The organism is Mucilaginibacter dorajii, from assembly GCF_024808255.1.
Taxonomy (GTDB): Bacteria; Bacteroidota; Bacteroidia; order Sphingobacteriales; family Sphingobacteriaceae; genus Mucilaginibacter; species Mucilaginibacter dorajii.
Genome location: NZ_JANTYS010000002.1, coordinates 283944 through 310740 on the forward strand (window position 1 = coordinate 283944; position 26797 = coordinate 310740).

Sequence of the window (26797 nt, forward strand, 5' to 3'; positions counted from 1 at the left end):
AATACCCGCAAATTATGTATTTTTGGGTTTAATGTCCAAAAATAAAAACATTAAGCAGAAGTTACCGTCACTATGCGTATACTAACCTATATTTCTTCTTTTATTTTCTTACTTCTTGTTTTAACATCGTGCTCTGGCAAGCAGTACCAAACTCTTTTTGAACAAAAAACGGCTAATACCGATACCACATCACGAAAAACTACCGGTGATTTAAGCGCCTACCGGATTAAACCCCAGGATCTGTTGCAGATCAGAAACCTTCAAAATATCAGCTATGTGGTTGATGCGCCTCAAACAGGTAATGGAACAAGCGTTGGAGGTGGTGGGGCAATCCAAACTTACCAGGTTGATGAGGATGGCTCTGTAGCCCTCCCTGTTATAGGGCATGTTGCTGTTGCCGGGCTTACCCGCTCGCAGGCTGCAAAACTTGTTGAAGACCTTTACCGTAAAAATCTTTTAAAAGATCCCATTATTGAATTGAAAATTACAAATCTTAAAGTTACAATGCTTGGCGAGATTACAGGACAAGGGAACTTCCCGCTCATAAAGGATAAAACAACCCTGGTTGAAATGATAGGTCAGGCAGGAGGCCTTACTAAAAATGCAAATGAAACTAATATAAAAATTATACGTGGCGATCAGAGCAATCCGCAGATTACAGTAATTAATCTAAGAGATGTTAGTTCAATAAACGATCCCCGGGCTATACTTCAAAGCGGCGACATTATTTACATAGCGCAAAACAAACGCTCAATACGTAACGAAAACTTACAAAACATTACAAGCATTGCGCAGCCAGTGTTACTTTTAATCAACACCGCCCTGCTTATCATATCGTTTTCCCATCGCTAATGGAAGAGACAGAAAAAATTCAAAGAAAGCTGCCCAACCAGGAAATTGATTATTTTAAAATTTGTAAAATATTATTAAGTCGATGGTATTGGATAGTTGCGTCTGTTGCTTTAACAACAATTATATCCTATACCTACCTTTGGTATACTCCCAAAACCTATTCAACATACGGCACGCTTAAAGCCGAAGAAAAAAAATCTGAAGTGTCAGATCTTATTACCGTGATGGCCGTACCAGAGCGCGGCCCATCAAAAATTCAAAGCATTATATCGGTTTTACAAAGCCATAATGTTGTTTTAAGCGCTATAAAGGATATGGATTACCGGGTAAGCTTTTACCTATCGGGCAGGGTACGCACCACAGAAACCTATCCATCAAAACCGCTCAATATTCAATTGATAAAATTTGACAGTTTAAATTTTTATCATGATCTGCTAACCTACAAACCTATTAACAAGCAAACCTTTAGCCTTAGCTACCAGACAGGAAAAAAGGAAATTGAAAACAAATACAACTATAATGAGCCTGTAACAGTTGGCAATACAAGCTTTACAATAAGATATCCCGGTGCAATTGACAAAAACACTATCTATCTTTTTAAATTCAACAACGCTGAAGATTATATAGGCAGGGTACAGGGCGGGTTTAGAGCAGGCGAAACAGGGAAAAATACTAACATCATTTCGTTACAGGAAACAGACTCCAACCCGCAATTTGCAGCCGATATTCTTAATAACATAATGAAGGAATATGTGATTTTTGACCGGATTCAAAAAGCACAATCGGCCTCACAAATGATCGACTTTATTGACAGTCAACTTTCATTTTTATCCAGCGAGGTTAAAGGCTCAGAAAACTCTATTGAAAAGTATAAAAATAAAACCAAAATATTGGATGTAACAACTGCGTCAAATACATCAGCAACAAAAGCTGCAGAAGTTGATTCCAAAAGATCGTTATTAAAAATTCAGATCATCGCGCTTGATCAGTTAAGTGATCAAATTACAAAAGAAAAAGATAATGTTACCTTAAATTTCATTACAGGCGGAAGTGATTTACCGGAGCTAAATACCCTGGTAAGCAAGCTTGACGGATTGATATCTCAAAGGACTTTACTGTTAAAAACGTATATTCCTACCTCACAACAGGTGCTGGATGTTAATCAGCAAATATTACAGGCAAAGCTTACGGCTTTAAACAATATAAAGTCTATTCGTAACGGTCTTGAAAAAAACATAGCTTACCTTGATAGCCAGTTAGCCCAAATAAACCAAACCATACAAGCCTTGCCGGCGGCACAGCGAGACATGGTAAGTTTGCAAAGAGATTTTGAAATAAACGATAAGGTATACTCTTTCTTATCCGAAAAAAAGCTGGAAGCCCAAATAAGCAGGGCGGGGATACTACCGGGTGCAACTGTGATTGAATATGCACAGCCTAATTTTACCGCGGTATCGCCAGATGAACATGATATTCATCGCACAGCGATAATTATTGGCCTGGCCATAGGCCTTGGTATGATTGTACTTATACGGGTGCTAAACCCTTTCATTTATGACAAAGAAACCATAGAAAGTCTTACTGCTATACCTATCATTGGTGTTATTAGAAAGTATCCAGAATTGGTTGACGAAAACAGCAGGCAGGTTTTAGCAATTAGCAAACCGAAATCAATATTTGCAGAGTCTGTTCGCTCGGTACGTACCAATTTGAGTTTCCTGGCGTCAGAAAAAGCAAGTAAAGTTATTTGTATAACATCCGAAGTGGCGGGCGAAGGTAAATCGTTTGTTGCAGTAAATCTATCCAGCACACTATCCCTCATTGATAAAAAAGTTATACTTATTGGAGCCGATTTAAGACGTTCGAGGTTGCATAAAACATTCCATGTACCAAACGATCTTGGATTAAGCAACTACCTTGCGCACCAAAACAGCCTTGACGAGATCATACTTCGTTCAGACGTAGAAAATCTCGATTTCATCGTATCTGGCCCTGTCCCCCCTAACCCATCCGAGTTACTGCATAGCGAGAGAATGATAATTTTAATTGCCCAGTTAAAACTAAAATATGATGTAATCATGATAGACACAGCCCCTATTGGCCTGGTATCTGATGCCATACCACTAATAAGGATGAGCGACATTAATGTTTTTGTGATCCGATCTGGTAAATCAAAATTTTATGCGGCAGCAGTTCCGCAACGAATATCGCAGGAGTACCACCTGGATAACACCGTGATAGTATTAAATGCTTACGAGGAAGATCTGTTACATTCAAGGTATTATACCACCAAGTTTACCGGTGATAATTCGGGTTCGCGGTATTATTATTATTCTGACTACAATGGTTACTCGGGATCTGGCTATTACCTGGATGATAAAAAGAATAAATGGTGGGACATCAGGCAGTGGTTTAAATAAAATGAACTTATTTAAATATGGATTTTAAGACAGGGCCAACAGCTAAAAAATGGTATCCGGTTTATACTCAGCCCCGCGCCGAAAAAAAAGCGCACCAGGCATTGATCACCAAAAATATCGAAGCATACCTGCCATTGCACCGGCAGTTAAAACAATGGAGTGATCGTAAAAAATGGGTTGAAGAACCTTTCATTAAATCATACATATTTGTTAACATTGCCCCACATGAGCAGGCAGATGTATTGATGACAAAAGGCATAGCGCGTTTTCTATATTTCTCGGGCAAGCCTGCAACAATGCCCACCCGCCAGATAACCGAACTAAAGCTATTGATGGCCAGCCCATATGAATTGGAAGTAACCGAAGAAAATTTACAACCCGGAGAAAAAATTGTTATTAAAGCCGGGCCACTAAAAGGAATGACGGGGGAGGTTATATCACATAAATCGCAAAAGCAATTAATATTACGACTCGAAAGTATAGGACACTCTATCATAGTTAACGCTATGGCATCTTATATTGAACGTTTTTAATTTTATTAAAACATACAACAGGGCAGTTTTGCCCTGAATAGCAGACAAGAACACAGTGTTAACATTAAAACAAAGCACTGTAAAACAATAAGTTACAAATAAATTTGTGACTTACCGGGCGAAGCTGTGAACATATACAAGCAAAAATGTGCCGTATAGCGGGAATAATTAATAATCGATTACAGCCCGAGCTTATTCGCGAAAAAGTGAAGGCTATGTGCTTTGAGTTGCGGCATGGCGGCCCAGACGATGAAGGTATATTTTATGATGACACCGCTCATCTTGCATTTGGGCACCGCAGGCTATCAATAATTGACCTGAGCAACAACGGCCACCAGCCAATGGCAGATACAGGGCAAAAAGCCTGGATAACTTTTAATGGCGAAATTTATAACTACCAGGAAATCAAAAGTGAGCTTTTAAAACAAGGTGCTACATTTACCTCAACCACCGATACCGAGGTTATCCTTTCGGCATATTTACATTGGGGTACTGCCGCGTTTTCAAAACTTAGAGGGATGTTTGCATTTGCCTTATTTGATACCGTTAAATCGCTCACCTACCTGGTACGTGATACGGCCGGCGTAAAACCGGTTTACTATTTTATAAAGGATGACGGCTTAAGTTTTGCCTCTGAAATAAGGGCATTCGGCGCTGCCGGCCTGGCTACCCAAAAAGATGCTCATTGGCCAATCCGCTTTTTGGCCTTCGGGCATATACCTGAGCCATACACCACACTGGAAAGCGTGTATAGCCTACCTAAAGGGTGTTATTTATGCTGGAATCATGCAACATCAACCCATGAGATGCGCTCATATGATCAACCAGCTATAAAAGACCAGGTTACCGATGCTAATGAGGCGCAGCAACTCATTAAAGCGGCTTTAATAAAGGCGGTAAACCGGCAAATGATAGCCGATGCTCCGCTGGGTGTTTTTTTGAGTGGAGGAATTGATTCAAGCCTGATAACGCTCCTTGCTGATCAACAAAAAAAACAGCAGCTTAAAACCATATCTATCTTTTTTGACGAAAAACAATATGACGAACAAGCATATCAACGTTTAATTTTAGATGAGATAAGCGGTGAAAACTTTTCACATCTGGTCAAACAACAGGATTTTGAAAATCATTTCCCCGAAATTATTGATGCTATGGATATGCCCACAACCGATGGTATCAACAGTTGGTTCATAAGTAAATACGCACACGACGACGGTTTAAAGGCAGTGCTATCCGGCGTTGGGGCCGATGAGTACTTTGGCGGATATCCCTCCTTTAACCGCATCAGGTTCCTGGGGCATTTAAGAAACATTCCGCCGTTTTTATTTTCGGCAATAAGAGGAGTGCTGCCCGATCCTTATAAAAAACTTGCCTTTTTGGCCAGTAAAAGCTCAATAGCCGATTATCTTTTACTAAGGGGACTATTTTCGCCTGGAGACATTAGTAAAATATTAGACACCGACACCCGGCAGGTTGCTGATGTGCTTTTTAACGATCATGACGTTCCCGAGCTTGGCCCGTATAATCATGAGCATGCTTTCTGGTTTGAAACAAACCTTTATATGCAAAATCAGCTATTGAGAGATACCGACGTAATGAGTATGCGGCACGGTTTAGAAGTAAGGGTGCCTTTTTTAGATGAAGACTTTACCGGGGTTGCTCAAAGTATTGCGCCTCAAATACGATTCAATAATCAACAGCCCAAAAAATTGTTAATTGATAGCTTTAGTAACTTGCTGCCAACTTCTGTATGGGACAGACCTAAAATGGGTTTCTCGTTTCCGTTGCAAATGTGGATGAGTAAAAATCACCGGATAAGCGACGTTAGCTTTTACAATGGCAAACTGGCACAAAACAGCATTCAAAAGTTTAAAAACAATCAAATTCACTGGTCAAAGGCTTATGCACTTTACCAGGTACAGGGCCATGTGTAAAAAAGTAATCCTCTTTACTTTACAAACCTTTAGTACAACAGGTGGCATTCAAAAAATGACCCGTACACTTGGGCATTCCTTATATAAGCTGGCCCAAATTAATAAATGGGATTTTGAGTTATGGTCTGCATATGATAAACAGGAAGATTTGATGGAGCAGTATCTTCCCCAAACCGGGTTTAAAGGTTTTGGTGCAAAGCGGGCAAGTTTTGTTTTAAAAGCCATTAATCGTTCTGTAAAACCCGACGTGATCATTTTAAGCCATATCAATTTATCCATCATCGGCCTTATCATTAAATTAGTTAACCCTAATTGTAAAGTATGGCTAATAGCGCACGGTATTGAGGTTTGGCGTAATCTTTCCCCTGTAAAAAGATACCTATTAAAGAGATGTGACAAGGTAATTTGCGTAAGTGATTTTACACGCGACCAACTAATAACAAGGCACCACGTTAAAAAAGACATTTGCCGGGTGTTGAATAACGCCATTGACCCGTTCATGAAGGTACCTTCTGTTACCCGGATCCCAACTTCTCTGATATCCCGCTATCGGTTAGAAAATAGTTCGCCCATTATATTTACCCTTACCAGGCTGGCCTCTACAGAACAATACAAAGGCTATGAGCATGTAATAGAAGCTATCAGCAGTTTAAAAGAAAGCTTCCCCAATATCAAATACATACTATCTGGCAAGTACGATGAAAAGGAGCAATGCAGGATCAACAAGCTCATTAATGAACTTAAAGTAGCCAACCAGGTTATACTTACCGGCTTTATTGACGAAGACGAACTTGCCGATCATTTTTTAATGGCCGATCTTTTTGTATTACCCAGTAAAAAAGAAGGCTTCGGGCTTGTATTCATTGAAGCACTGGCATGTGGTTTACCTGTTATTTGCGGCAACGCCGATGGGAGCATTGATGCCATCAGAAACGGCGAATTGGGCAGCGCCATTGACGCCGACGACCCGGCAGAGCTTATTAAGTGTATTACCGAACATCTGGAAACCCCGCTCACCCCTAATAAACGCAAGATGCTGCAAGAGCAATGCTTATTGCATTTTAATGAACTGGATTATATGCAAAAAATTAAAACACTGCTAAACGAATGAATACATCAACCGAAGAAATGTGGGATATCGAGTTAACGCCTCATGGCAGTTTATTTGATCTAAAACTAAAAGATATATGGCATTACCGCGACCTGCTGATATTGCTGGTTCGACGTGATTTTGTTTCTTTTTATAAGCAAACCATACTTGGACCGCTATGGTTTTTCATACAGCCCCTGTTTACCACTATTATTTATACTTTTATATTTGGAAACCTTGCGGCTATCAAAACAGATGGTTTACCACAACCATTATTTTACCTGGCAGGTATTACGGCCTGGAACTATTTTGCTGATTGCCTTACAAAAACATCATCTGTATTCACAGTAAACGCAGGCCTTTTTGGCAAGGTATATTTCCCGAGGCTTATCGTTCCTTTAAGCATTGTGGTATCCAATTTGATTAGGTTTGCTGTTCAAATGGCCATGTTTTTTTTAATGATGGGCATTTATATGGCTAAAGGTGCCAATGTGCACCCTAATATTTACCTGCTATTGTTTCCCTTTTTATTGCTGTTAATGGCCATGTTAGGTCTGGGCCTTGGCATGATCATTTCGGCTATGACCACAAAATATCGTGACCTGAGCTTTTTGATCACTTTTGGCATTCAGTTAATGATGTATTTAACTACTGTAATTTACCCGCTATCTGTAGTAAAGGAAAAATATCCCCACTATCAATGGGTGGTAGAGTATAACCCCATGACACCTATTATAGAAGTGTTCAGGTATGGCTTCCTCGGAGAAGGCACATTTACTATGCTGTCATTAGGTATCACTTCGGTAATAACCGTTGCTATACTTTTAATTGGAATAGTAATTTTTAACCGCGTTGAGCGAACCTTTATCGATACTGTATAATATATGCCACCAGTAATTAAAGCAGAAAATCTTTCAAAAGCTTACCAGTTAGGAGAAATTGGAACAGGGACCTTATCCCGCGATCTGGAACGCTACTGGGCTAAAATACGTGGTAAAGAAGATCCTTTTTTAAAGATAGGAGAAGTAAATGACCGGACAAAAAAAGGGCAAAGTGATGTTGTTTGGAGCTTGAAGGATATCAACTTTGATATAGAACAGGGCGATGCGGTAGGTATTATTGGTAAAAATGGCGCGGGTAAAAGCACATTGCTTAAAATTCTGAGCCGCGTTACCGCCCCTACAACAGGCTCTGTTAAATTAAAAGGGCGCATAGCAAGCTTGTTGGAAGTAGGAACCGGCTTTCACCCGGAATTAAGCGGAAGGGAAAATATCTATCTTAATGGTGCAATTTTAGGCATGCGTAAGGCAGAAATAAAACGCAACTTTGATGAGATAGTAGATTTCTCGGGCGTCGAAAGATATATCGACACACCTGTAAAGCGATATTCATCGGGCATGTATGTACGGCTTGCGTTTGCCGTTGCAGCCCACCTGGAAGCAGAAATTTTGATAGTTGATGAGGTATTGGCCGTTGGGGATGCCGAATTTCAGAAAAAATGCCTGGGTAAAATGGGAGAAGTGAGTAAGGGCGAAGGAAGAACAGTACTATTTGTGAGTCATAATATGGCCAGCATAAGCCAGCTTTGCAATAAAGCTATTTTATTAAATAATGGCAAGCTTGATTATTTTGATTACGCGGCATCTACAATTAATGAATATTTAAAAACGGATAATTCGCAGGCTGAGGCAATTTTTAAGGCTAACAAAAGCCTATCCATGTCCGTACTATCTGCAAGCCTTATCAATAAGGATGGTAAAAAAAGTAGTGAGATAGCGCTTCAGAGTAACTTTACAATTAAAGTTACTTACCAGGTAAATACCCCACAAAGAGACGTTATATGTGCAGTAGGTATCATGCATCAGGGTACCCCGATAAATACTACCTGGACAGAACCCGCAACTCTTCAGGAGGGTATCTATCATACCTATTTCCAAATGGATTTATTGCATTTAGCTATAGGCACCTATACCATAGGTATCGGCCTTTCAATTGGCAAAAGTAATATACAATATATTGGAGAAGCGCTAATATTTACTATCGAGTTAGATAGATTATCCGATTCAACTATTGTAAGCTATGAAGCAAACACCGGCTTACTTATTAACCAAATGAAGTTTGAAACAATTAAAGACAATGAAGCAAATTTTTAGGATTCTTCGAACTCGTTTTTTTAATTTATTCAACAAAAAAACGGATGATTTTCAAAGAACATATTCCCAATGTGGCGAGGACAGAATCCTGCTTTCCATTTTCAATTCATTAGGCGTTTCAAAACCCAGGTATATTGATGTAGGCGCAAATCACCCTACAATATTGAGTAATACTTATCTATTTTACCTGGCTGGATCAACAGGCGTTAATATTGAGCCGGATCCCGAATTAATAGAATCATTTATTAAGTGCCGACCAAACGATGTTAATATCAATATAGGCATCGGATTAGAAGCCGAAGACGTGCTGGATTTTTATGTGATGTCCAACAGGGTGCTTAACACGTTCTCTAAAGAAGAAGCTGAGCGGGTAGCCGCGTACGGATCGTACGGTATTGAAACGATTAAAAAAATAAAAGTTATTCCATTACAAAAAATAGTTGAAACATATTTCCTTGTTGGCACATCTCCGGATTTTATATCAATTGACGTGGAAGGACTGGACTATCAAATTTTAAAAACCTTAGATTTAACAAAATACACAACCACCGTATTTTGCATCGAAACTATCAATTATACTGAAGACAATTCGGAAAAGAAGAACGAGGCTATTTTTAAATACTTTACCAAGAATAACTTTTTTGTTTATGCCGATACCTACATAAACACAATCTTTATCAATAAAGACTACTGGAATAATCGGGGAACGGCATGATCAGCTTCTAAAAATAAGAAATTCATTTATTTAAACTCATAATAGATCATCAACACCCAAACGGAGTAAATGAAACTATACATTGACACAAGTTTGCAGCCAACAAAAAATCATAAAGCTATATTTTACAGCATAAAAGCTCACCGCAAAAATCATCCCCGCAAATGAATATAAAAACTATTAGTTCTTGACCAACTGCGACATCTTTATCACAAAAGAAAACGCAAGAGCGAAAAATGGAACTCATTTAAAAAGGATTTTGCTGTATTTAAGAAGCTTGATACAGATAACAGGTTTGAAATGAATTGGTCTAACATTTATCCATGTTTAGATGATAAAACCTCTTCAACCTATTTTGAGGGACACTATACTTATCACCCAGCATGGGCTGCAAGGGTGGTAAAAAAAATAGCGCCAAAGGTACATGTTGATATATCATCAACTCTGCACTTTTGTTCTAGCATACGCTCCTTATCGTGCATGCACACAGTTGAGCATATAGGCTTAGGCCGATACGGAAATCCGATTGATCCTGTTGCCGATTTAAAAGCCATGCAGGAATTAAAAAGAGTTGTGGCACAAGGCGGCAACCTCATAATTGTTGTGCCTGTAGGCCGCCCAAAGATGGCATTCAATGCGCACAGGATATATTCCTATCAACAAATTTGCAGCTATTTTGGGCCCTTTACCCTCAAAGAATTTTCATTAGTGCCGGATAATTACCTGGAAACCGGGATGATAATCAACGCCTCGCAAATTGATGTCGATCAGCAAGACTGGGGCTGTGGCTGCTTTTGGTTTGTTAAGTAATGATTGGAGTAAAGCTACAGGGGCGCTTGGGAAATCAGCTATTTCAGTTTGCTTTTGGCTATGCAACTGCAAAAAAGTTAAATACATCCTGCTTTTTTGATCAGGCTGATCAAAAGCAGGTTATTCAAAACTATTTTGAACTGCCATATAACCGAAGTTTTTTTTTAGATGATCGTATATTTGGCATTAGCGGCTACCGTAATTTCTTTTCATACCGGCTCAGAAATTTCTATTACCGGCTAATTCACAAGTATTTTATTTTTAACAAAGTTGAATTTAAAGTAGAAGAGCAATTTGACCAGGTTGCCGCTCTTAATAAAGATAAAACTCTTTTTGAAGGTTATTTTCAGTCAGAACGCTATTTTACTGGATACGAAGATGCTATCAGAAAACATTTTAATGTAAAGGCCGATTTCAGAAAACGTTACCATCAAAAATACGACACCCTTTTTGCAAACAAAACAATTGTTACTGTACACATCAGGCAGGACGACTATAAAAATCTTGGCCATTTAAATTTAGGAAGCGACGATCTTTCACTCCCTATCAGCTACTATAAAAACATCATTGCCCGCATATCATCAACAAATACACTATTTGTATTTATAAGTGACGATGTTGACCTTGTAAAAAAAGAATTTGACTACCTGCCCTATAAGTTAATTTCTGAAGATGACATGATTAACGATTTTCAGCATCTTTTAAATGCCGACATTTGTGTTATCGCCAATAGTACTTTTAGTTGGTGGGGCGCTTGGTTAAATCAAAAGCCGGAAAAAAAAATTTACGCGCCAAAATATTTTTTGGGGCACCATATCCAAAAAACCTGGCCGCCAGAAATTTATCCCGATGGGTGGCAACTGTTAGATGTGAATAACAATGGACAACAATGGACAACAATGGACAACAATGGATAAGGGTGGAATTTCGATTATTATCTGTTGTTATAATAGCGCCACCCGTTTAAAACAAACCATCAGGCATCTGGCACTGCAAAAAGTATCTGCGGATATCAATTGGGAAATTATCGTGGTTAACAACGCCTCGACCGATAATACCGCAGAAACAGCAAAAATGGAGTGGCAAAACTTTAATACGCCAGGTGTCAATTTCCGGGTAATTGACGAGTTGAAACCGGGAGTGTGCAATGCACGGGAAACGGGTATCCAAAATTCAAATTTTGACTACATACTTTTTTGCGACGACGATAACTGGCTGCACGAAGACTATGTTGGCGTTGCATATAATACCATTTCGGTCAACCCAAAAATGGCGGCTCTGGGCGGGCAAAGCGTAGCCGTATCAGATATACCCTTACCGGATTGGTTTAATTCATCTGCTGCCAACTACGCCGTGGGCAAACAGGCCGAAAGCAGCGGCGATGTTTCGTCAAGAAAATTTCTTTGGACTGGCGGCATTGTTATCAGAAAATCACTTTACAAAAGCGCGTTCACTGGTTTTCCGTATTTACTTATTGGCCGCAACGGTAAAGAATTAACTTCGGGCGAGGACTCTGAAATCTGTATGCGCTTTTTGTTGATGGGCTACCGGCTGTTTTACACCGAAAAGCTTTTATTCAGCCATTATATTGCACCAGAGCGGTTAACTCCCGATTATAATAAGCGGTTAATGCAGGGCTTTATTGATGCCCACGAGGTATTAAAAATTTATGCCTCATTTATTGATGCGGCGCAACTTCGGCTAATAGAAAAAAGCAGGCAGATAATTAAACCAATGTTAAGGCTCATTACCGCGGGCCTTACAGGGACAAGCCGCTGGAACGTTAACGCAGAAAAATTAAAGATTTATGTAATATCCCGCATCAACCTCAGGAATATCGATGAGAAGTACATATTAATAGCACAATTCATAAAGCGCAGCCGCAACAATGGCTATTACAACAGATAAAAACTGGCAGCTTTGCAACAGGTTATTTCACTTCGGGTATTTTATAGCCAATCCGGTAGAATACGGTATCGGCTTATTTATCCATATTTTGAAGAGTAACACGAGTTTTGCAGCTGATAAATTTATGTTCATTCTATCAGCATCAGACTAACTCCTTTTAAGTTAATTAATAAGCTGGCATTAAAACACCATCGCCCATTTGAATACCAGTATTGAACAGCGACATTTTATAGTTGACCTTTACGCTTTGGCAAAATGCGACTACATATTAGGGCCACCAAGTACTTTTAGTTATTGGGCTTCTTTTTACGGTAACAAACCAATTCATTTAATCGAAAACGCAAACGAAAACATTTCATTCGATGCTTTTTCATATTACTAATGTAAATAGCTCCGATTTCAATTGCTAATGGCCGCCGGCTCATTCATTTCCATCATTATCCCCACATTTAACTCGGCTCGTACGCTGAACGCATGTTTGCAGAGTATAACCGAACAAGACTACGATAATTTTGAAGTATGGATTATTGATGCGCTTTCAACCGATGAAACATTGGCTCTAATCAAAAGTTACGTCGCGAAATTTCCCTTTGTTAATTTTATATCTGAGGCCGACAAAGGGATTTACGATGCAATGAATAAAGGGATAGATTTATGCAACGGTAATTGGCTGTATTTTTTAGGCAGCGACGATACCTTCCATAACAACAAAGTATTATCGGCAATAGCACTTAAAATTATGGAGACCAAGGCTGATGTTGTTTATGGCAACGTGATTATGCGGGGTAAAAACAAATGGAACCTGGATAATGTAATTTTTGACGGGGAGTACAACCTGGAAAAATTCATTGACCGCAATATCTGCCACCAGGCAATCTTTTACAAAAAAAGCGTAGTCGAAAAAATAGGGTACTACAATTTGAAATATGTTACCAATGCCGATTTTGATTATAACTTGAGGTGTTATGCCAGATTTACATTCACTTTTATCGACCTGGTAATCGCAAATTTTTTTGTAGGCGGCCAGAGTTCAAACGTTGAAGACTATGTGTTTAAGGCCGATCGGGGGGCTTTGTTGATGAAATATTTTGGGCGCCGGATTTTTAATAAATCTTTTATTGGTACACGATTATACCTTCAACAAGCTGCATTTTCTAAAGCATCACCGCTGAATATCCTTGAACGTACGTATTGCCTTGCCGCTTACCTGAAGCAGAAAGCCTATGCCGTGCTCACTAATTCAGATACCCGTAAACCAGCAAAAAATTTATCTGTTGATTAAGTCCATTTTTGCAATAGAGGCCAGCCAAAATATCGATAGGATACTATTATGGTAAATACCCCGGTTCTCTTTCTTATTTTTAACAGGCCTGAAACCACGCGAAAAGTTTTCGACGAGATTCGCAGGCAACAACCCAAATATCTTTTTATTGCCGCGGATGGGCCACGGGCAAACAAACCGGCTGATGCTGGCCTATGCGAACTAACCCGGGCCATAGCCACGAATGTTGATTGGGATTGTGAGGTTAAAACCTTGTTCAGGGATCAAAACCTGGGCTGCGGGGCGGCACCTGCAAGCGCCATCACCTGGTTTTTTGACAATGTAGATGAGGGTATCATATTAGAAGATGACTGTATCCCCAATACCAGTTTCTTTACTTTTTGCGAAACATTGCTTGAAAAGTATAGGAACACCCCAAGCGTAATGATGATTTGCGGCACAAGCTACCAACCTCAAAAACTGGATACAGCCAGCTATTATTTTTCCAGCTACCCGCATGCCTGGGGCTGGGCCACCTGGAAACGGGCATGGGCAAATTATAACTTTAGCCTAAGCGGTGAAACTGAAGAAACAAGAGCCACTGTAGTAACACAATCATTTGCGCTACAACGCGAACGCCAGCTTTGGGTGCGTAACTTCAGGCTCATCATCAACGGTCTTGATGCCTGGGATTATCAGTGGATGTACTGGATATGGAAGAATAAAGGTGTATGCGTGGTACCCTGGCAAAATATGATATCCAATATCGGGTTTGGGTCACATGCCACTCACACTTTTGACGATGCTTCAAGCCAGGCAGCTATGAAGCAGCATACCATAGCACGAATAATACACCCCATAAATATTGCGATTAACAAACAAGCCGATCGGTACGAACGGTTTAATATACTCATTGAACCCAGTTCGGCTTTTTACTTAAAAAAGATAAAAGCCGCAGCCAACCGGGTACGCAGAATACTTTTTGGCAACAATGATCAGTAACCCAGCCGCAGTAATAATCCCTATCTATAAACTCCTGCCGGATAAAAACGAAGTGCTTTCTATGAACCAGTGTTTCCGGGTTTTAAGCCGCTATGATATTATATTTATCGCCCCTGAAACTCTCGATATTGCGTTTTATAGTAATGAATGTAATCAACATGGCATAAATTTTCGCGAGGTGCGATTTGCCGACCGCTATTTTAGCGGCATAGCCGGATACAACCAATTGATGCTTTCGCCTGCATTGTATAAAAGTTTTATACAATATAAATACCTGCTCATCTATCAGCTTGATGCCTACGTTTTTAAAGATGATCTTTTGCATTGGTGCAGGCAGGGCTACGATTTTATTGGCGCGCCGGCTATTCCGCATGAAAACAAACCTAACGAAATACAATTTTTGAAGAGATATTCCCGGTGGGTTAAGCGGGTTAACAAAATTCTCGGAACAAACCATCAGATCAGCAATGTAGGTAATGGCGGCTTTTCATTAAGAAACACCAAAAGCTGTTATCGTTTACTTAAATTATTACAATCGAAGATTAAAGTTTGGGGAACCAATAATGAAGATGGTTTTTTTAAATACTGGGGCAATATCCTTCACCCGGTTTTCAGGTTACCCTCAGATGAGGTCGCACTCCATTTTTCGGTAGAGCAATCGCCTGCCGAATCGTTAAGGAAGCTTCAGGGCGTTTTACCATTCGGATGCCACGCCTTTGAAAAGAACGAACCTGAAATATGGCAACATTATATAAAAGGGCTTCATGATAGCATGGAGCAATCACCGTACAAAAATTAATGATAAACCTGCCCAACTTAAAAGCATATAAAACAACTTTCCTTAACCAGGGTATAACTTATCCTCTTCCCATTGTTCCTTTTAATAAACCAGGGCTGCTGCACCAATTACCAGCCCCGCCAGCGGACAAACATGGCTGGCCGTGGACAGATCAGGTTGATACGGCGCTATATGATAAAAACCTGCAATGGCCCAAAATCACTATTGTAACGCCATCATACAATCAGGGAATTTTTATCGAGCAAACAATCAGGGCAGTGTTGTTACAAAACTATCCTAACCTGGAATATATTATTATGGATGGTAGCAGTACCGATGAAACGGTGGCTATCATTGAAAAATATAAACCCTGGCTTAGCTACCAGCAAAGCAAAAAAGATAAAGGACAAGGTAATGCCATTAACCAGGGCTTCAGCCTGGCATCGGGAGTATATTATGCCTGGATAAACAGTGACGACTATTATCTTAAAAATACTTTTTTAAAGGTGATTGACAGATTCAGGCATATTAAAAGTGGCTTTATATATGGCTACGCACTCGATTTTGACCATTCGACGCAGCTATTCAGAAAACTGAACCCTGTATTGCCATTTTTGGATTACTTCATCAGGATTCCCTCGCTTGCGCAGCCCTCCTGTTTTTGGAGTGCCGATATTCATCAACCTATATGGGAAGAACTTCATTGCTCGCTTGACTACGAACTTTGGCTAAGAATGGTTAAAGGAAACAGGCGAAGTCTGATCAAAGACCCCTTGTCAGTGGCTACGGTACACCCCGATGCGAAAACATCCGATCCTGCGATGAAGATAAGATGGCAGCGTGACCATGAACTTATCTGTGACACCGGCGCGCACGGCGCGGTAATGGATTGGAATCAAAGGTTTTTTTTAAACCGCGTTAGAATAAAACTATATCAATGGCTAAAATTAATTTAACCCCAACCAGTTACGGGATAAATCCGTTTAAAAGTTTTAACACAATACAATGGTAGCCGTAACGATTGACTGCCGGCTGGGAAACCAGTTATTCCAATATGCTTTTATAAAGGCCTTGTCGCTGAAATTGGATACACCTTTTTTTCTGAACGAAAGCGTAGAGAAATTTATAGTAGAAGACTATTTTGAACTCAGCGGCTATCGCCCATGGTTAAATAAGTATTTCAGGATCTATTTTAAAATAAGACACAGCTTGTTAAAAAGCCTTCAAAGCGTTGCTATTGGCCAGTATAATAAAGAGGAGTACCTTACATTAACAAACGATCAAATATACCAGGGATATTTTCAGTCAGAAGCCTTCTTTAATGACATCATCGTCGATATTTCCCGATATATCAAAGTAAAAAAGCGACATATTAAAATCTTCAATGAAAAGTACAGCCAGGTATTTAGCAATCGTCGTGTAGTGGCTGTACATATTCGTCGCGGAGATTATCTTGATTTAAATAACTGGTGGGCCGAAAACCTGGGCAGCAGCGACTTAACGCTGCCAATCAGCTATTATCAACATTGCCTGGCGCAAATACCCGATATAGCTGCCTGCCAGGTAATTTTTGTAAGCGATGATATCGCGTTTGTCAAGTCGGCTTTTGCGCATATACCCGGCGCCTTATTTGCCGGCGATGATCTGATCACAGATTTTCAGTTGTTGTTGAACGCCGATATATGCATATTATCGCAAAGCACATTTTCATGGTGGGCGGCCTATCTGAATCCTAAAAGTGATAAAAAGATATTTTGCCCGCGGTACTGGCTTGGCTTTAAAATAAAAAAAGAATACCCCGTTGCCATCATTCCGCCCGAATGGATCCAGGTAGAATTTAGTATATAATCATCAATGTTATTTAACCTTTTATATCAGCTTAATTTTTAATGGGATTTATCAGATTTCTACTGGCCTGCGCTGTAGTGCTTGCACACACGAGCACTATAATGGGCTACTCGCCGGTAGCAGGGAACCTTGCGGTTCAATGTTTCTACATTATTTCGGGATTTTACATGGCAATGGTTTTAACAGAAAAATATAACAAGCCAGGTGCCAGTTATCAGTTTTATACCAATAGGGCTTTAAAAATATACCCGGCCTATTGGCTAAATCTTATATTACTTATTTTTTGGGCCGTATTTGTTTACCATCAGCATTACCCGGGCACGTTAGACTTTTACACCAAATATGCGCATCCATCCCTATCAACTTATATTTACCTAATATTGGCTAATTTGCTGCTTATTGGTTTAGACTGGGTATTTTTATTGGGTATTAACAAAAGTGGGCAATTATATTTTACCGGCTATTTTAACAGCAGTAAGCCATCGGTTTACAATTTTGCTTTTAATGGTGCTGCATGGACAATTGGCGTTGAACTTGCCTTTTATTTAATAGCCCCCTGGCTAAATAAACGTAAAAACTACATACTCCTTACTATTTTTCTTTTAAGCCTGGGTTTGCGGCTCTGGTGCTATCATCTACAAGACGGCCCGCCCTGGGATTATATGTTTTTCCCTACGCAGCTGATATATTTTATAGGTGGAATGTTTTCCTACCGTATGTACGCCAAATACATCAAAAACAAAGCAAGCAAGGCGTTACTATATCTTTTTTATGGAATTCTTCTTTGTGTGGTGCTGCTTTACTACCAATTTTTTGAAGAAAACTACGCCAAGCAAATCGTACTATTTTTGTGCATTGCCTTATGTATTCCGTTTGCATTTGAGCTCACCAAAAAAAGCAGGATTGATAGATTTTTAGGCAACTTATCATATCCCATTTATATTGGTCAAAGTTTAATTATCAAGATAGTTTCGGCTAAAAGATTTCCAAAACTCATTGACGTTGGTTTTACAGCGGTAATAATAGTGATCGTATATGCCCTGATAGTGCAATGGTTATTAAATTCCCCTATTGAAAAATACAGGGCTAAAAGGATCAAAAATTTCAACGCCAAAACAGGCGAAAATACACCGGTGATACCCAACCTACCGCTTTCATGAAACGGCACGCGTTATTGGTTCCTTGTTATAACGCTCAAAACTACATCGACGGTTTCCTAGAAAATCTATCGAAGTTAACTGTTCCGTTTGACGAGGTTATTTTTTACGATGATGCCAGTACAGATAACACCTTACAAGCACTTGAATCAAAAGGTATCAGGGTAATAAAAGGCGAAACAAATAAAGGGCCTGGTTTTGCCCGCAACAGGTTGGCCGGGGCGGCTACCAGTAAATACATTCATTTTCACGACATTGATGATGAATTTAATCCGCTTTTTTTACAGCTGATTGACGATAAGCTAAGCCAAAACCAAACTGACGTGATTTTGGGCTATGCAGACTGGATTGACTTTGATAGTCGCGATACCGTGATTCAATGGCGATACGATGAGGGCGAACTTTTAAAAGATCCGCTATCGTATTTTATAAGCAACCCGCTGGGTATTATTAATACAGTTTATTCCAGGGATATTTTTTTAAAGGTTAAAGGGTTCAATGAGCATTATACCTGCTGGGAAGATGCTGATTTACACGTTCAATTGGCGGCGGCAGGAGCCACTTTTGGAGTTATCAACCATGTTTTGGCTTACTCACTAAGGCATTATAATGGTATTAGTAAAAACGAAGCCAGGTGCTGGGGCTGCAGGCTTAAATTTATTGAAAGCTATTTAAGCAATTTTCAAAGTGCCACAGCATCTCTTAAAAATGAACTAAAAAAAGTGCAAAATGAATTTGTACGATTGGGCAAATATAAGCAGTTGGGCAACGTCATCTTGCTAAACAAACAACATAACCTGCTCATGGATAATTGGAAGATAGTGTTAATTTATAAAGCAAGTAAATTTCTTCCTTCAAATTTCATTAGCTTGATGTTAAAATTAATCAGATAACCCGTTAGCATCTTGTACAACAGCAGCATAATACAAAAATTAAAAAAAACCTGGGTACGGCTTTTCACAAAGCACCCTTATAAAATCCGTACATACAATCAATTGTTTTCGGCTATTGAGGGCACGCCTATTGATCTGCCAGAAAGTTTTTCTGCCATCCTGATCAATGAACCGGGTAAACTAATCATCTATCCACCGGCACCTGAAATTGAAAACAAAATTGTAGAACGGTACATTGGTAAAAATAAAAGATATCAAATTTCTGGTATCTTTAAGGAACAGGATCGTATACTTTATAGTTTAGCCGATGGCTGTATTACCGGTAATCTGGGGGTTGTTTATTCGCCTGAAAAAAGAGCTTACGTATATGAATCGGCTAAAGAGTGGTTTATTAATATCAAAGACTCACGGTATACTAATGTTATTAATTTCAGGTCTAAAACTAATCTTAAAGGCATAACCCTTTCATGTTTAACTAACGGTGCAGATGGCGGTTTTTACCATTTCCTTTTTGAATCGCTTACAAAAATTCAATTTTGTAAATCGCTGATGAACAATATCGACCACATACTATTTAATGGCCCCTGCACCGATTGGAAATTAAAATGGACAAACAGGGCCGGCATAGATCCTCAAAAGATAACATGGGTTAATGATACCGATCATTTCCAGTGCGACCAACTACTTTTTACCAACCGTCTCATTGCCGATCAGCAAATTAGTTCATGGTGCCTCAATTCGTTAAAGTCATTATTTAACGTACCTGTGGTTATTGCTGATGAAATCAACTCCCCTGATGCGAAAAAGGTATTGCTCATCAGCAGGAAAGGCCTGGCCCGGGATATTAAATGGGAGGATGAATTATTAACACAGTACCCTTTTATTGAAAAAATTGACCTTGCCCAGTTAAGTACCGCGGAAACCATTGATAAAATGCAGCAGGCCACCCACGTGATTAGTCCGCATGGTGCCGGGTTAAGCAACATTTATTTATGCCGGCCGGCTACCCGTATTTTAGAAATCTATCCCGATGGGCAAACCTATCAACCTTGCTATTTACGTATTTGTTCGGTTTGTAAGCTCGATTACTCGGTAATCTATCTTGATTTTGAAAACAGGGAAAATACCCATGCTGGTATCAATGCACTTGAAGAAACGTTATCGGCTTTTTTAAACTAAACCCATGTCAAAAATAGTTTCGGCGCTTTTAAGGTGGTTTTTCAAATTTCGGGGTATCGATATTGATTATAATGTTAACATAAAACCATCGCCCTCAATTTCCCGGGGGATCATGAACAGCAAGCCGGGCAATATCCAAATCGGCGCTGGTGCTGAGTTATCGCGTGGTGTTATATTAAAAGCATATGGAGGGAACATCAATATTGGTAAAAATGTATTCCTGGGCGAATACGTAACCATATATGGCCATGGCGGTGTCGAAATAGGTGAAAATACTTTAATAGCCATGCATACCTGTATTGTAAGTTCAAATCACACTATCCCTTCGCAAGGAACCTTGATTCGGTCGCAGCCAGATATCTTACTGCCCGTAAAAATTGGAAGCGACGTATGGATAGGTGCCGGCGCAAAAATATTAGGCGATGTAACCATTGGCAATGGTTGTGTTATAGGTGCAGGATCAGTTGTTACCAAAAGCTTGCCCCCGTATTCTATTGCTGTTGGGGCGCCTGCACGGATAACCGGACACCGCCATGAATAATTTCCTATCTGTTATAATGCCGGCTTATAATCCGCATCAAGGCCGTTTGGCGCAGGTGATTGAGGCATTACAGATCCAAACCTTACCAACCAACCAATGGGAGTTATTGATTATTGATAATAACTCACCTGCTCCCATACAAATTGATCTTAGTTGGCATCCACACCACCGAATACTTATTGAAAATAAACAGGGTCTTACGCATGCCAGGCTTAAAGGGTTTAGTGAAGCCAAAGGCGAACTGTTGTTATTGGTTGATGATGACAACATTTTGGAGCCCAATTATCTTAAACACATCGTTTCCATTTTTGAAAGCGATCAAAAACTGGGAGCCATTGGCGGCAAATCGCTTCCCTTATTTGAAGCTACACCGCCCACCTGGCTGCCTGAGTTTTACGGAAACCTGGCCCTTCGCGATCTCGGAGAAAGCATACTTACAGCGAGCAAAACTAACGCATATCCAACCTGCGCGCCTATTGGTGCAGGTATGGGAATCCGAAAATTGGCACTGGCTAACTACATAAAAAAATACAACTTTGGCACCGGCCTTATAGGTGATCGCACGGGCAAATCATTGGCTTCCGGGGGGGATAACGATATCGTGCTTGAAATTTTGGCGGCAGGTTGGCGGGTTGGCTATTTTCCTGATCTTACTTTGCAGCATATTATTCCTAAACAGCGCATCGAAATTGGTTACCTCGCGCGCTTGGTTCAAAACACAAATGAATCATGGGTTGCAGTTTTAGAAAAACACAGCATAAACCCATGGCAACCTATTCCCAAATGGTCTGTTCCCTTAAGAAAGCTGAAGGCGTGGTTAGCACACCAGGCCTGGAAAAACTCCATACATTATTTGAAATGGAAAGCATCCTGCGGATTATTTGATGGCCTTTCTGCAATTGAAAAAAAACATGCAAAAACATAACTATACCGTAGATGCCCTTCGTTTTATTGCTGCATTGATGGTTGTACTTTTTCATTTAAGTCAGGCTATTCCAGTACAGGAAAACTGGTACAGGCACCTGGTGGTGCATGGTTCACTTGGGGTAGCTATATTTTTCGTAGTTAGCGGCTATTGCATAGCTTTATCTGCGTATAACTCTGCAAATTTTAAAGATTTTTTAAGCAGGAGGCTCTTTCGCATCTTTCCGGCCTATTGGGTAAGCCTTGGAGTAGTACTCTGCGCCGTTTGCTTTCAAAAACTATATATCGGTTTCAATTCCGTTGCGGTACTGCCCAGGGATGTTGGATCTGTTTTAGCTATCATCACACTCGCCACCAAACCATTTAGCAAAATCACAACCATAAACTGGGTATACTGGTCATTAACCTGCGAGCTACTTTTCTATTGTTCCGTTACCCTTATGCTGCTATTTAACAAGGCAAAATTAATCTATTTACTTATAGGCTTTTCCTTACTGGCGGCCCTTGTTCCGGCACAACATACCGGCGTTTTATTTTTTTTGGATCAATGGCCTGCTTTTGGATTGGGTATCAGCATTTTTTATTTATTCAATATAAAGGACAAGCTTTCGGGCTTGTGTTTTATTTGCCTGTTGGCCATAAACCTGTTTGGGTTGTTCAATAGCTCCGTAAACAATACCGAATACAAAGTTGCCGGCATTATTACTTTTGCTATCATAATCATGGGCAATTACTACCGCATGGTACCTAACTTTGTTACCTTGTTGGGGCGATATTCCTATTCGGTATACCTGATTCACATACCGGTAGGCGTATATATACTGGCTCTTTTCGAAAACAAGATCATCCAGAAAAACCCGGCATTGAATTTTGCTTATGATTTAACAGTATACCTTGTAGTTACAGGACTGGCATGGCTAATATACAATCATATTGAAGTGCCTGCCATTGCCTATGGAAGAAAATTCGCCCAAAAGTATTTTAATGCCAACGCAAAAAAACATTCTGGTTAACATGTTCCAACGCCTTGTAGATATTCTTTACCGTTATCCAAAATCAAATCTCAAGAGATTTAAACATTTTGGCGGGTATCTGAACTACAGAAAAATGATTGCCAGTCGTAAACTGATGGAAAAGGCCGCGTTTCAGCTTCCTCCGGTCAATTCACATGCAAACGCTTTATCAATCTATTTTCTTACAGGCAAAAAATACCTTTACCAAACTTTATTTTGTATCCGTTCACTAACTAAAGCCAGTAATGAGCAGTTTCAGTTTGCTATTGTTGACGACGGAAGCTTTGACGCTCACATGATTGGGCAAATAAACAGGTTGCTACCAGGTGCTGAGATAATTACACAGAAAAGCATAAACCAAAACCTCGAAAAAAATCTCCCTTGGGATAAATACCCGGTACTCAGAAACAAACGGAATGTTTATCCACATCTTAAAAAGTTGACGGATATTCATACCCTACCGGCTAAAGGATGGAAACTGGTTTTAGATTCTGATATGTTTTTCTGGGACAATCCAACAGAAATAGTATCCTGGTTAAAAAATCCCCAAGAGCCATTACATATGATAGATTGTGTGGAAAGCTACGGTTATTCGGCCCGATTAATGGAAAGCCTCACAGGTACCATCATGAAACCACTGGTGAATGTAGGCACCATCGGTCTGAATAGCGAAGCGATAGATTGGGAAAAGTTGGAATTATGGACAAAAGAACTGGAAGCTAAAGAAGGGACAACCTACTATCTTGAGCAAGCCCTAACCGCTATGATTATCGGTAACAGTGCATCTGTAGCTTTAGATACTACAAATTATATAGTTAACCCGCTTCATACATCAACGGGTGTGTTGCATCATTATGTTGATCTATCCAAAGAATATTACTTTAAATCGGCATGGAAAAAATTTATTTAAAACGTGGCTTTAAAAGGCTTGGCTTAGTTATATGTCCTTAGGAAAACTGGTATACAAATACCTATACGCGCCAACAGCCAGTATCAGGTATAATTTGCATCATTTTGGTATAAAAGGCTGGTACGCTTACAAAAACGGTGAAAAACAAATGAAAACAGCGGCTATTAACCTTCCGGCTATCAGCTTGCAAAATTCAGGCGACGTACCTGTAATAAGCTATTTAACCGGCGAAAAATATTGGCACCAAACCATTTTTGGCATTCAATCATTGGTAAATCATTATGGTAACAATATAGGAATTGATATTTATTCCGACGGATCACTTGCCCCGCCAATTATTGAAACTTTAAAAAACTACTGCCCTCAAATTACCATCACTACCGAGGCGCAGATCATGGAGAACCTGAATGCCATTATACCTGCTGATAAGTATCCCTCGCTAAATTTTTTAAGAGATTGGAGCCCGTTTTTTAAAAGGATGATTGATATTCATTGTAAAATGCAATGGGCAATTCATTTAGATAGCGATATGCTTTTTTTTAAATGCCCCGATGACCTGACTGATTTTTCAAAACAAAAAAAGGCTTTTTTTATGCAGGAGCAAATGAGCGCATCTTATTTTGTTGACGACTCAGACGTGCTTTTAAAAAAATATGATATCCCAACGTTGCAAAATGTAAACGGTGGAATTATTGCTTACGATGGCAGCGTGGTAGATTACCCTCGCCTTGAACATATAGCAAAACTATTGCTCGAAAACTATTTTCACCAGGGGCCGGCACGTATAGAACAAACCCTGATGAGTTACATCCTTGCCATGCAAAATGGCACTCCACTAAATAAAACCGACTACAAGATATATTACGATAGTGCTGTTGATGACAATGATAACGCTACACTAAGGCATTATATTTTTAAAGCAAAACTCCCTTACTTTTCGGCCGAATGGAAAACGATCAGCCATTGATCTCAATTTGTATGCCGGCCTATAACGCCGGAGCGTATATTCTACAATCGATAAGATCCATACAGCAACAATCCTATCAAAACTGGGAACTCATTGTTGTTAACGACGGATCAAGGGACTATACAGCGCAGGAACTACAAACCATTTCGGACCCACGGGTACAAGTTTTTCATCAGCAAAACCAGGGACAATGCGCTGCAGCAAATAAAGCCTTTTCGATGTCGAAAGGGACGTTGATTAAGTTTATGGATGCCGATGATCTTTTGTCTGATGATTTTTTAAAATCGCAGGTAGAAGTGATGGATAATTTTACCGACACTATTGGGTACGCGCAGTGGGGGCGGTTTTATAAAAATGACTTGAATACTTTTAAATTATCTACCGGACCAGTCACCGGAAATATGCGCCCCTCCGATTGGTTGATCTCTTCCATGCAATCGGCCGAGGTAATGCTGCAATGTGCCTTATGGCTAATACCACGTACAATTATTAACAAAGCCGGATTATGGAACGAGGAGCTTTCATTGATTAACGATTTTGAATTTTTTATACGCGTACTACTGCAAGCTAAAGAACTCAGATATGCCGATAAAGCGATTTTATATTACCGGAGCGGGTTACAAAACTCACTTTCTTCAACTACTACCTTAAAAGGTGCAAAATCCGCCTACCTCTCCACAGAACTCGGAACCGGGCATCTGCTGAATTTTAGTGACCGGCAGGAGGTGAGGCAGTTATCGGCAAATTGTTTTCAACGATTTGTATACACTTTTTACCCCGACTATCCCGAACTTGTAAAAAAAGCAGAACATAAGGTTGCCGAACTTGGCGGATCGACAATACCTTTTCCGGCCGGGGGCTATACACGGGTACTGGCCAATTTACTGGGCTGGCAAGTCACAAAAAAAATAAAAAAGCTGCTTAAAAGAAAATGAAAGCAACCTGTAGGGTTTACTTATTTACCTATAAAAGAAACCACTTATTAATAAGGGCGATAAACAGCCTGTTGAAGCAAACTTTTCAGAACTGGGTATGCGAGTTACATAACGACAGTGTAGAAGATTCGTTCCCTGAACAATATATAAAACAACTCCACGATAACCGCTTTATTATTAAAAATCACGAAAGCAATTTAGGAGGCACTAAAAGTTTTAACCTGGCCTTCACAGGGTGCCCGGAAAAATATGCTTCTATTTTAGAGGACGATAATTGGTGGGAACCTGACTTTTTGGAGCAAATGATCAATATAATGGACAGCAACCCGACAATTAATATTGCATGGAGTAACATGTTTATCTGGCGGGAAGTTGCAGATAGCAATTGGGTTAATACAGGCAAAACCATATGGAATGAAACTGAAACCGATAAAACATTCAATTGGCCGGCTAACAGGCCTGCAATGGCTGCGCTACATTCAAACGGGGCAATGATATACAAAGGAGCCGAGGCTGCAAATTACAGTATCCCTGATAATTGTGAGTTTAGCATCATTGAACCCGTAAGAGAGCGACTCTTTAAATTTCCTATTTACCTGGTTAGTAAACCCATGGCTAACTTTTCGCATACAATTAGCACCAGCCGTTCAAATCAAAAATGGGTTTGGACAGCATGCCAGGCCATGCTGCTTAGCAGCTTTATTGAAGCCGCAAATGCCTCGCAGCAAAAGTTTAAAGAAACCTTGGCCATATACAGACAACAAGAACCATCCCCGCTCTCGAATTTTTTTGTAGCTATCTTTTTTATTTTAAAGAAGCCGTCATTATGTAAATTTTTAACACTAAATGATTGGCTGATCATAAATAAGTGGCTGATAAAAAACATTTTCAACATCTTAAAAATTAAGGCATATTTAACACAACAGCAAAACGTATATACCTTTTTGAAAGAAAATACGGTAAAGTCTCCTTAA

27 protein-coding genes are annotated in these 26797 nt (G+C 39.8%); all 27 read left to right on the plus strand.

The window, feature by feature from the left end:
• Nucleotides 1-72 precede the first annotated feature (72 nt).
• The 27 genes from FHS10_RS03210 to FHS10_RS03340 all read left to right on the plus strand — a co-directional run bounded on the left by FHS10_RS03210 (nt 73) and on the right by FHS10_RS03340 (nt 26797).
• The gene (locus tag FHS10_RS03210) at nt 73-852 is read left to right on the plus strand and encodes a polysaccharide biosynthesis/export family protein (RefSeq protein WP_259087604.1); all 780 of its coding nucleotides are present in this window, start codon (nt 73-75) and stop codon (nt 850-852) included.
• Entirely contained in the window at nt 852-3272 is a 2421-nt protein-coding gene (locus FHS10_RS03215) for a GumC family protein (protein WP_259087605.1), read from the plus strand. The genes FHS10_RS03210 and FHS10_RS03215 overlap by 1 nt, the downstream gene beginning before the upstream one ends.
• Nucleotides 3273-3289: 17 nt before the next feature.
• Entirely contained in the window at nt 3290-3805 is a 516-nt protein-coding gene (locus tag FHS10_RS03220; RefSeq protein ID WP_259087606.1) for a UpxY family transcription antiterminator, read from the plus strand.
• A gap of 146 nt (nt 3806-3951) precedes the next feature.
• The gene (gene asnB / locus FHS10_RS03225; protein ID WP_259087607.1) at nt 3952-5739 is read left to right on the plus strand and encodes an asparagine synthase (glutamine-hydrolyzing); all 1788 of its coding nucleotides are present in this window, start codon (nt 3952-3954) and stop codon (nt 5737-5739) included.
• Entirely contained in the window at nt 5732-6850 is a 1119-nt protein-coding gene (locus FHS10_RS03230; RefSeq protein ID WP_259087608.1) for a glycosyltransferase family 4 protein, read from the plus strand. Before asnB ends, FHS10_RS03230 begins: the two co-directional genes overlap by 8 nt.
• Nucleotides 6847-7710, plus strand: coding sequence for an ABC transporter permease (locus FHS10_RS03235; protein ID WP_259087609.1), 864 nt, complete (start codon nt 6847-6849; stop codon nt 7708-7710). The genes FHS10_RS03230 and FHS10_RS03235 overlap by 4 nt, the downstream gene beginning before the upstream one ends.
• 3 nt (nt 7711-7713) lie before the next feature.
• The gene (locus tag FHS10_RS03240; protein ID WP_259087610.1) at nt 7714-8982 is read left to right on the plus strand and encodes an ABC transporter ATP-binding protein; all 1269 of its coding nucleotides are present in this window, start codon (nt 7714-7716) and stop codon (nt 8980-8982) included.
• Nucleotides 8966-9697 carry an FkbM family methyltransferase gene (locus tag FHS10_RS03245; protein ID WP_259087611.1) on the plus strand — a complete coding sequence of 244 codons (732 nt, stop codon included), beginning with the start codon at nt 8966-8968 and terminating at the stop codon, nt 9695-9697. Before FHS10_RS03240 ends, FHS10_RS03245 begins: the two co-directional genes overlap by 17 nt.
• A 300-nt stretch (nt 9698-9997) precedes the next feature.
• On the plus strand, nt 9998-10507 hold the full coding sequence (locus FHS10_RS03250) for a DUF268 domain-containing protein (protein ID WP_259087612.1): 510 nt from the start codon (nt 9998-10000) through the stop codon (nt 10505-10507).
• Nucleotides 10507-11424 carry an alpha-1,2-fucosyltransferase gene (locus FHS10_RS03255; protein ID WP_259087613.1) on the plus strand — a complete coding sequence of 306 codons (918 nt, stop codon included), beginning with the start codon at nt 10507-10509 and terminating at the stop codon, nt 11422-11424. The genes FHS10_RS03250 and FHS10_RS03255 overlap by 1 nt, the downstream gene beginning before the upstream one ends.
• Entirely contained in the window at nt 11387-12415 is a 1029-nt protein-coding gene (locus FHS10_RS03260; protein WP_259087614.1) for a glycosyltransferase, read from the plus strand. Before FHS10_RS03255 ends, FHS10_RS03260 begins: the two co-directional genes overlap by 38 nt.
• Nucleotides 12396-12566 (plus strand): hypothetical protein, encoded by a 171-nt coding sequence (locus FHS10_RS03265; RefSeq protein WP_259087615.1) that lies wholly within the window; start codon nt 12396-12398, stop codon nt 12564-12566. Before FHS10_RS03260 ends, FHS10_RS03265 begins: the two co-directional genes overlap by 20 nt.
• A gap of 258 nt (nt 12567-12824) precedes the next feature.
• Nucleotides 12825-13697 carry a glycosyltransferase family 2 protein gene (locus tag FHS10_RS03270; RefSeq protein ID WP_259087616.1) on the plus strand — a complete coding sequence of 291 codons (873 nt, stop codon included), beginning with the start codon at nt 12825-12827 and terminating at the stop codon, nt 13695-13697.
• 48 nt (nt 13698-13745) lie between these two features.
• Nucleotides 13746-14678, plus strand: a complete 933-nt coding sequence (locus tag FHS10_RS03275; RefSeq protein WP_259087617.1) for a nucleotide-diphospho-sugar transferase — start codon at nt 13746-13748, stop codon at nt 14676-14678.
• Nucleotides 14668-15477: a DUF5672 family protein gene (locus tag FHS10_RS03280; RefSeq protein ID WP_259087618.1), complete on the plus strand. Its 810-nt coding sequence runs from the start codon at nt 14668-14670 to the stop codon at nt 15475-15477. The genes FHS10_RS03275 and FHS10_RS03280 overlap by 11 nt, the downstream gene beginning before the upstream one ends.
• On the plus strand, nt 15477-16412 hold the full coding sequence (locus tag FHS10_RS03285) for a glycosyltransferase family 2 protein (protein ID WP_259087619.1): 936 nt from the start codon (nt 15477-15479) through the stop codon (nt 16410-16412). Before FHS10_RS03280 ends, FHS10_RS03285 begins: the two co-directional genes overlap by 1 nt.
• 49 nt (nt 16413-16461) lie before the next feature.
• Nucleotides 16462-17304: an alpha-1,2-fucosyltransferase gene (locus tag FHS10_RS03290; RefSeq protein WP_259087620.1), complete on the plus strand. Its 843-nt coding sequence runs from the start codon at nt 16462-16464 to the stop codon at nt 17302-17304.
• A gap of 41 nt (nt 17305-17345) precedes the next feature.
• Nucleotides 17346-18464, plus strand: coding sequence for an acyltransferase family protein (locus FHS10_RS03295; protein ID WP_259087621.1), 1119 nt, complete (start codon nt 17346-17348; stop codon nt 18462-18464).
• A complete protein-coding gene (locus FHS10_RS03300; RefSeq protein WP_259087622.1) occupies nt 18461-19354 on the plus strand; it encodes a glycosyltransferase family 2 protein in 894 nt (297 codons plus the stop codon). The genes FHS10_RS03295 and FHS10_RS03300 overlap by 4 nt, the downstream gene beginning before the upstream one ends.
• Before the next feature lie 12 nt (nt 19355-19366).
• A complete protein-coding gene (locus FHS10_RS03305) occupies nt 19367-20533 on the plus strand; it encodes a glycosyltransferase family 61 protein (RefSeq protein ID WP_259087623.1) in 1167 nt (388 codons plus the stop codon).
• A gap of 4 nt (nt 20534-20537) precedes the next feature.
• Entirely contained in the window at nt 20538-21074 is a 537-nt protein-coding gene (locus FHS10_RS03310) for an acyltransferase (RefSeq protein WP_259087624.1), read from the plus strand.
• A complete protein-coding gene (locus FHS10_RS03315; RefSeq protein WP_259087625.1) occupies nt 21067-21999 on the plus strand; it encodes a glycosyltransferase in 933 nt (310 codons plus the stop codon). Before FHS10_RS03310 ends, FHS10_RS03315 begins: the two co-directional genes overlap by 8 nt.
• The gene (locus tag FHS10_RS03320; protein WP_259087626.1) at nt 21986-23011 is read left to right on the plus strand and encodes an acyltransferase family protein; all 1026 of its coding nucleotides are present in this window, start codon (nt 21986-21988) and stop codon (nt 23009-23011) included. Before FHS10_RS03315 ends, FHS10_RS03320 begins: the two co-directional genes overlap by 14 nt.
• A 1-nt stretch (nt 23012) precedes the next feature.
• Nucleotides 23013-23921, plus strand: a complete 909-nt coding sequence (locus FHS10_RS03325; protein WP_259087627.1) for a hypothetical protein — start codon at nt 23013-23015, stop codon at nt 23919-23921.
• Nucleotides 23922-23952: 31 nt separating this feature from the next.
• Nucleotides 23953-24888: a hypothetical protein gene (locus FHS10_RS03330; RefSeq protein ID WP_259087628.1), complete on the plus strand. Its 936-nt coding sequence runs from the start codon at nt 23953-23955 to the stop codon at nt 24886-24888.
• Entirely contained in the window at nt 24867-25823 is a 957-nt protein-coding gene (locus tag FHS10_RS03335; RefSeq protein ID WP_259087629.1) for a glycosyltransferase family 2 protein, read from the plus strand. The genes FHS10_RS03330 and FHS10_RS03335 overlap by 22 nt, the downstream gene beginning before the upstream one ends.
• A complete protein-coding gene (locus tag FHS10_RS03340) occupies nt 25820-26797 on the plus strand; it encodes a glycosyltransferase family 2 protein (protein ID WP_259087630.1) in 978 nt (325 codons plus the stop codon). The genes FHS10_RS03335 and FHS10_RS03340 overlap by 4 nt, the downstream gene beginning before the upstream one ends.

Excerpts from the sequence above, each read along its gene's own strand:
- FHS10_RS03210 (WP_259087604.1), top strand. The coding sequence starts at position 73 with ATGCGTATACTAACCTATATTTCTTCTTTTATTTTCTTACTTCTTGTT.
- FHS10_RS03215 (WP_259087605.1), top strand. The coding sequence starts at position 852 with ATGGAAGAGACAGAAAAAATTCAAAGAAAGCTGCCCAACCAGGAAATT.
- FHS10_RS03220 (WP_259087606.1), top strand. The coding sequence starts at position 3,290 with ATGGATTTTAAGACAGGGCCAACAGCTAAAAAATGGTATCCGGTTTAT.
- asnB (WP_259087607.1), top strand. The coding sequence starts at position 3,952 with ATGTGCCGTATAGCGGGAATAATTAATAATCGATTACAGCCCGAGCTT.
- FHS10_RS03230 (WP_259087608.1), top strand. The coding sequence starts at position 5,732 with ATGTGTAAAAAAGTAATCCTCTTTACTTTACAAACCTTTAGTACAACA.
- FHS10_RS03235 (WP_259087609.1), top strand. The coding sequence starts at position 6,847 with ATGAATACATCAACCGAAGAAATGTGGGATATCGAGTTAACGCCTCAT.
- FHS10_RS03240 (WP_259087610.1), top strand. The coding sequence starts at position 7,714 with ATGCCACCAGTAATTAAAGCAGAAAATCTTTCAAAAGCTTACCAGTTA.
- FHS10_RS03245 (WP_259087611.1), top strand. The coding sequence starts at position 8,966 with ATGAAGCAAATTTTTAGGATTCTTCGAACTCGTTTTTTTAATTTATTC.
- FHS10_RS03250 (WP_259087612.1), top strand. The coding sequence starts at position 9,998 with ATGAATTGGTCTAACATTTATCCATGTTTAGATGATAAAACCTCTTCA.
- FHS10_RS03255 (WP_259087613.1), top strand. The coding sequence starts at position 10,507 with ATGATTGGAGTAAAGCTACAGGGGCGCTTGGGAAATCAGCTATTTCAG.
- FHS10_RS03260 (WP_259087614.1), top strand. The coding sequence starts at position 11,387 with ATGGACAACAATGGACAACAATGGACAACAATGGATAAGGGTGGAATT.
- FHS10_RS03265 (WP_259087615.1), top strand. The coding sequence starts at position 12,396 with ATGGCTATTACAACAGATAAAAACTGGCAGCTTTGCAACAGGTTATTT.
- FHS10_RS03270 (WP_259087616.1), top strand. The coding sequence starts at position 12,825 with ATGGCCGCCGGCTCATTCATTTCCATCATTATCCCCACATTTAACTCG.
- FHS10_RS03275 (WP_259087617.1), top strand. The coding sequence starts at position 13,746 with ATGGTAAATACCCCGGTTCTCTTTCTTATTTTTAACAGGCCTGAAACC.
- FHS10_RS03280 (WP_259087618.1), top strand. The coding sequence starts at position 14,668 with ATGATCAGTAACCCAGCCGCAGTAATAATCCCTATCTATAAACTCCTG.
- FHS10_RS03285 (WP_259087619.1), top strand. The coding sequence starts at position 15,477 with ATGATAAACCTGCCCAACTTAAAAGCATATAAAACAACTTTCCTTAAC.
- FHS10_RS03290 (WP_259087620.1), top strand. The coding sequence starts at position 16,462 with ATGGTAGCCGTAACGATTGACTGCCGGCTGGGAAACCAGTTATTCCAA.
- FHS10_RS03295 (WP_259087621.1), top strand. The coding sequence starts at position 17,346 with ATGGGATTTATCAGATTTCTACTGGCCTGCGCTGTAGTGCTTGCACAC.
- FHS10_RS03300 (WP_259087622.1), top strand. The coding sequence starts at position 18,461 with ATGAAACGGCACGCGTTATTGGTTCCTTGTTATAACGCTCAAAACTAC.
- FHS10_RS03310 (WP_259087624.1), top strand. The coding sequence starts at position 20,538 with ATGTCAAAAATAGTTTCGGCGCTTTTAAGGTGGTTTTTCAAATTTCGG.
- FHS10_RS03315 (WP_259087625.1), top strand. The coding sequence starts at position 21,067 with ATGAATAATTTCCTATCTGTTATAATGCCGGCTTATAATCCGCATCAA.
- FHS10_RS03320 (WP_259087626.1), top strand. The coding sequence starts at position 21,986 with ATGCAAAAACATAACTATACCGTAGATGCCCTTCGTTTTATTGCTGCA.
- FHS10_RS03325 (WP_259087627.1), top strand. The coding sequence starts at position 23,013 with ATGTTCCAACGCCTTGTAGATATTCTTTACCGTTATCCAAAATCAAAT.
- FHS10_RS03330 (WP_259087628.1), top strand. The coding sequence starts at position 23,953 with ATGTCCTTAGGAAAACTGGTATACAAATACCTATACGCGCCAACAGCC.
- FHS10_RS03335 (WP_259087629.1), top strand. The coding sequence starts at position 24,867 with ATGGAAAACGATCAGCCATTGATCTCAATTTGTATGCCGGCCTATAAC.
- FHS10_RS03340 (WP_259087630.1), top strand. The coding sequence starts at position 25,820 with ATGAAAGCAACCTGTAGGGTTTACTTATTTACCTATAAAAGAAACCAC.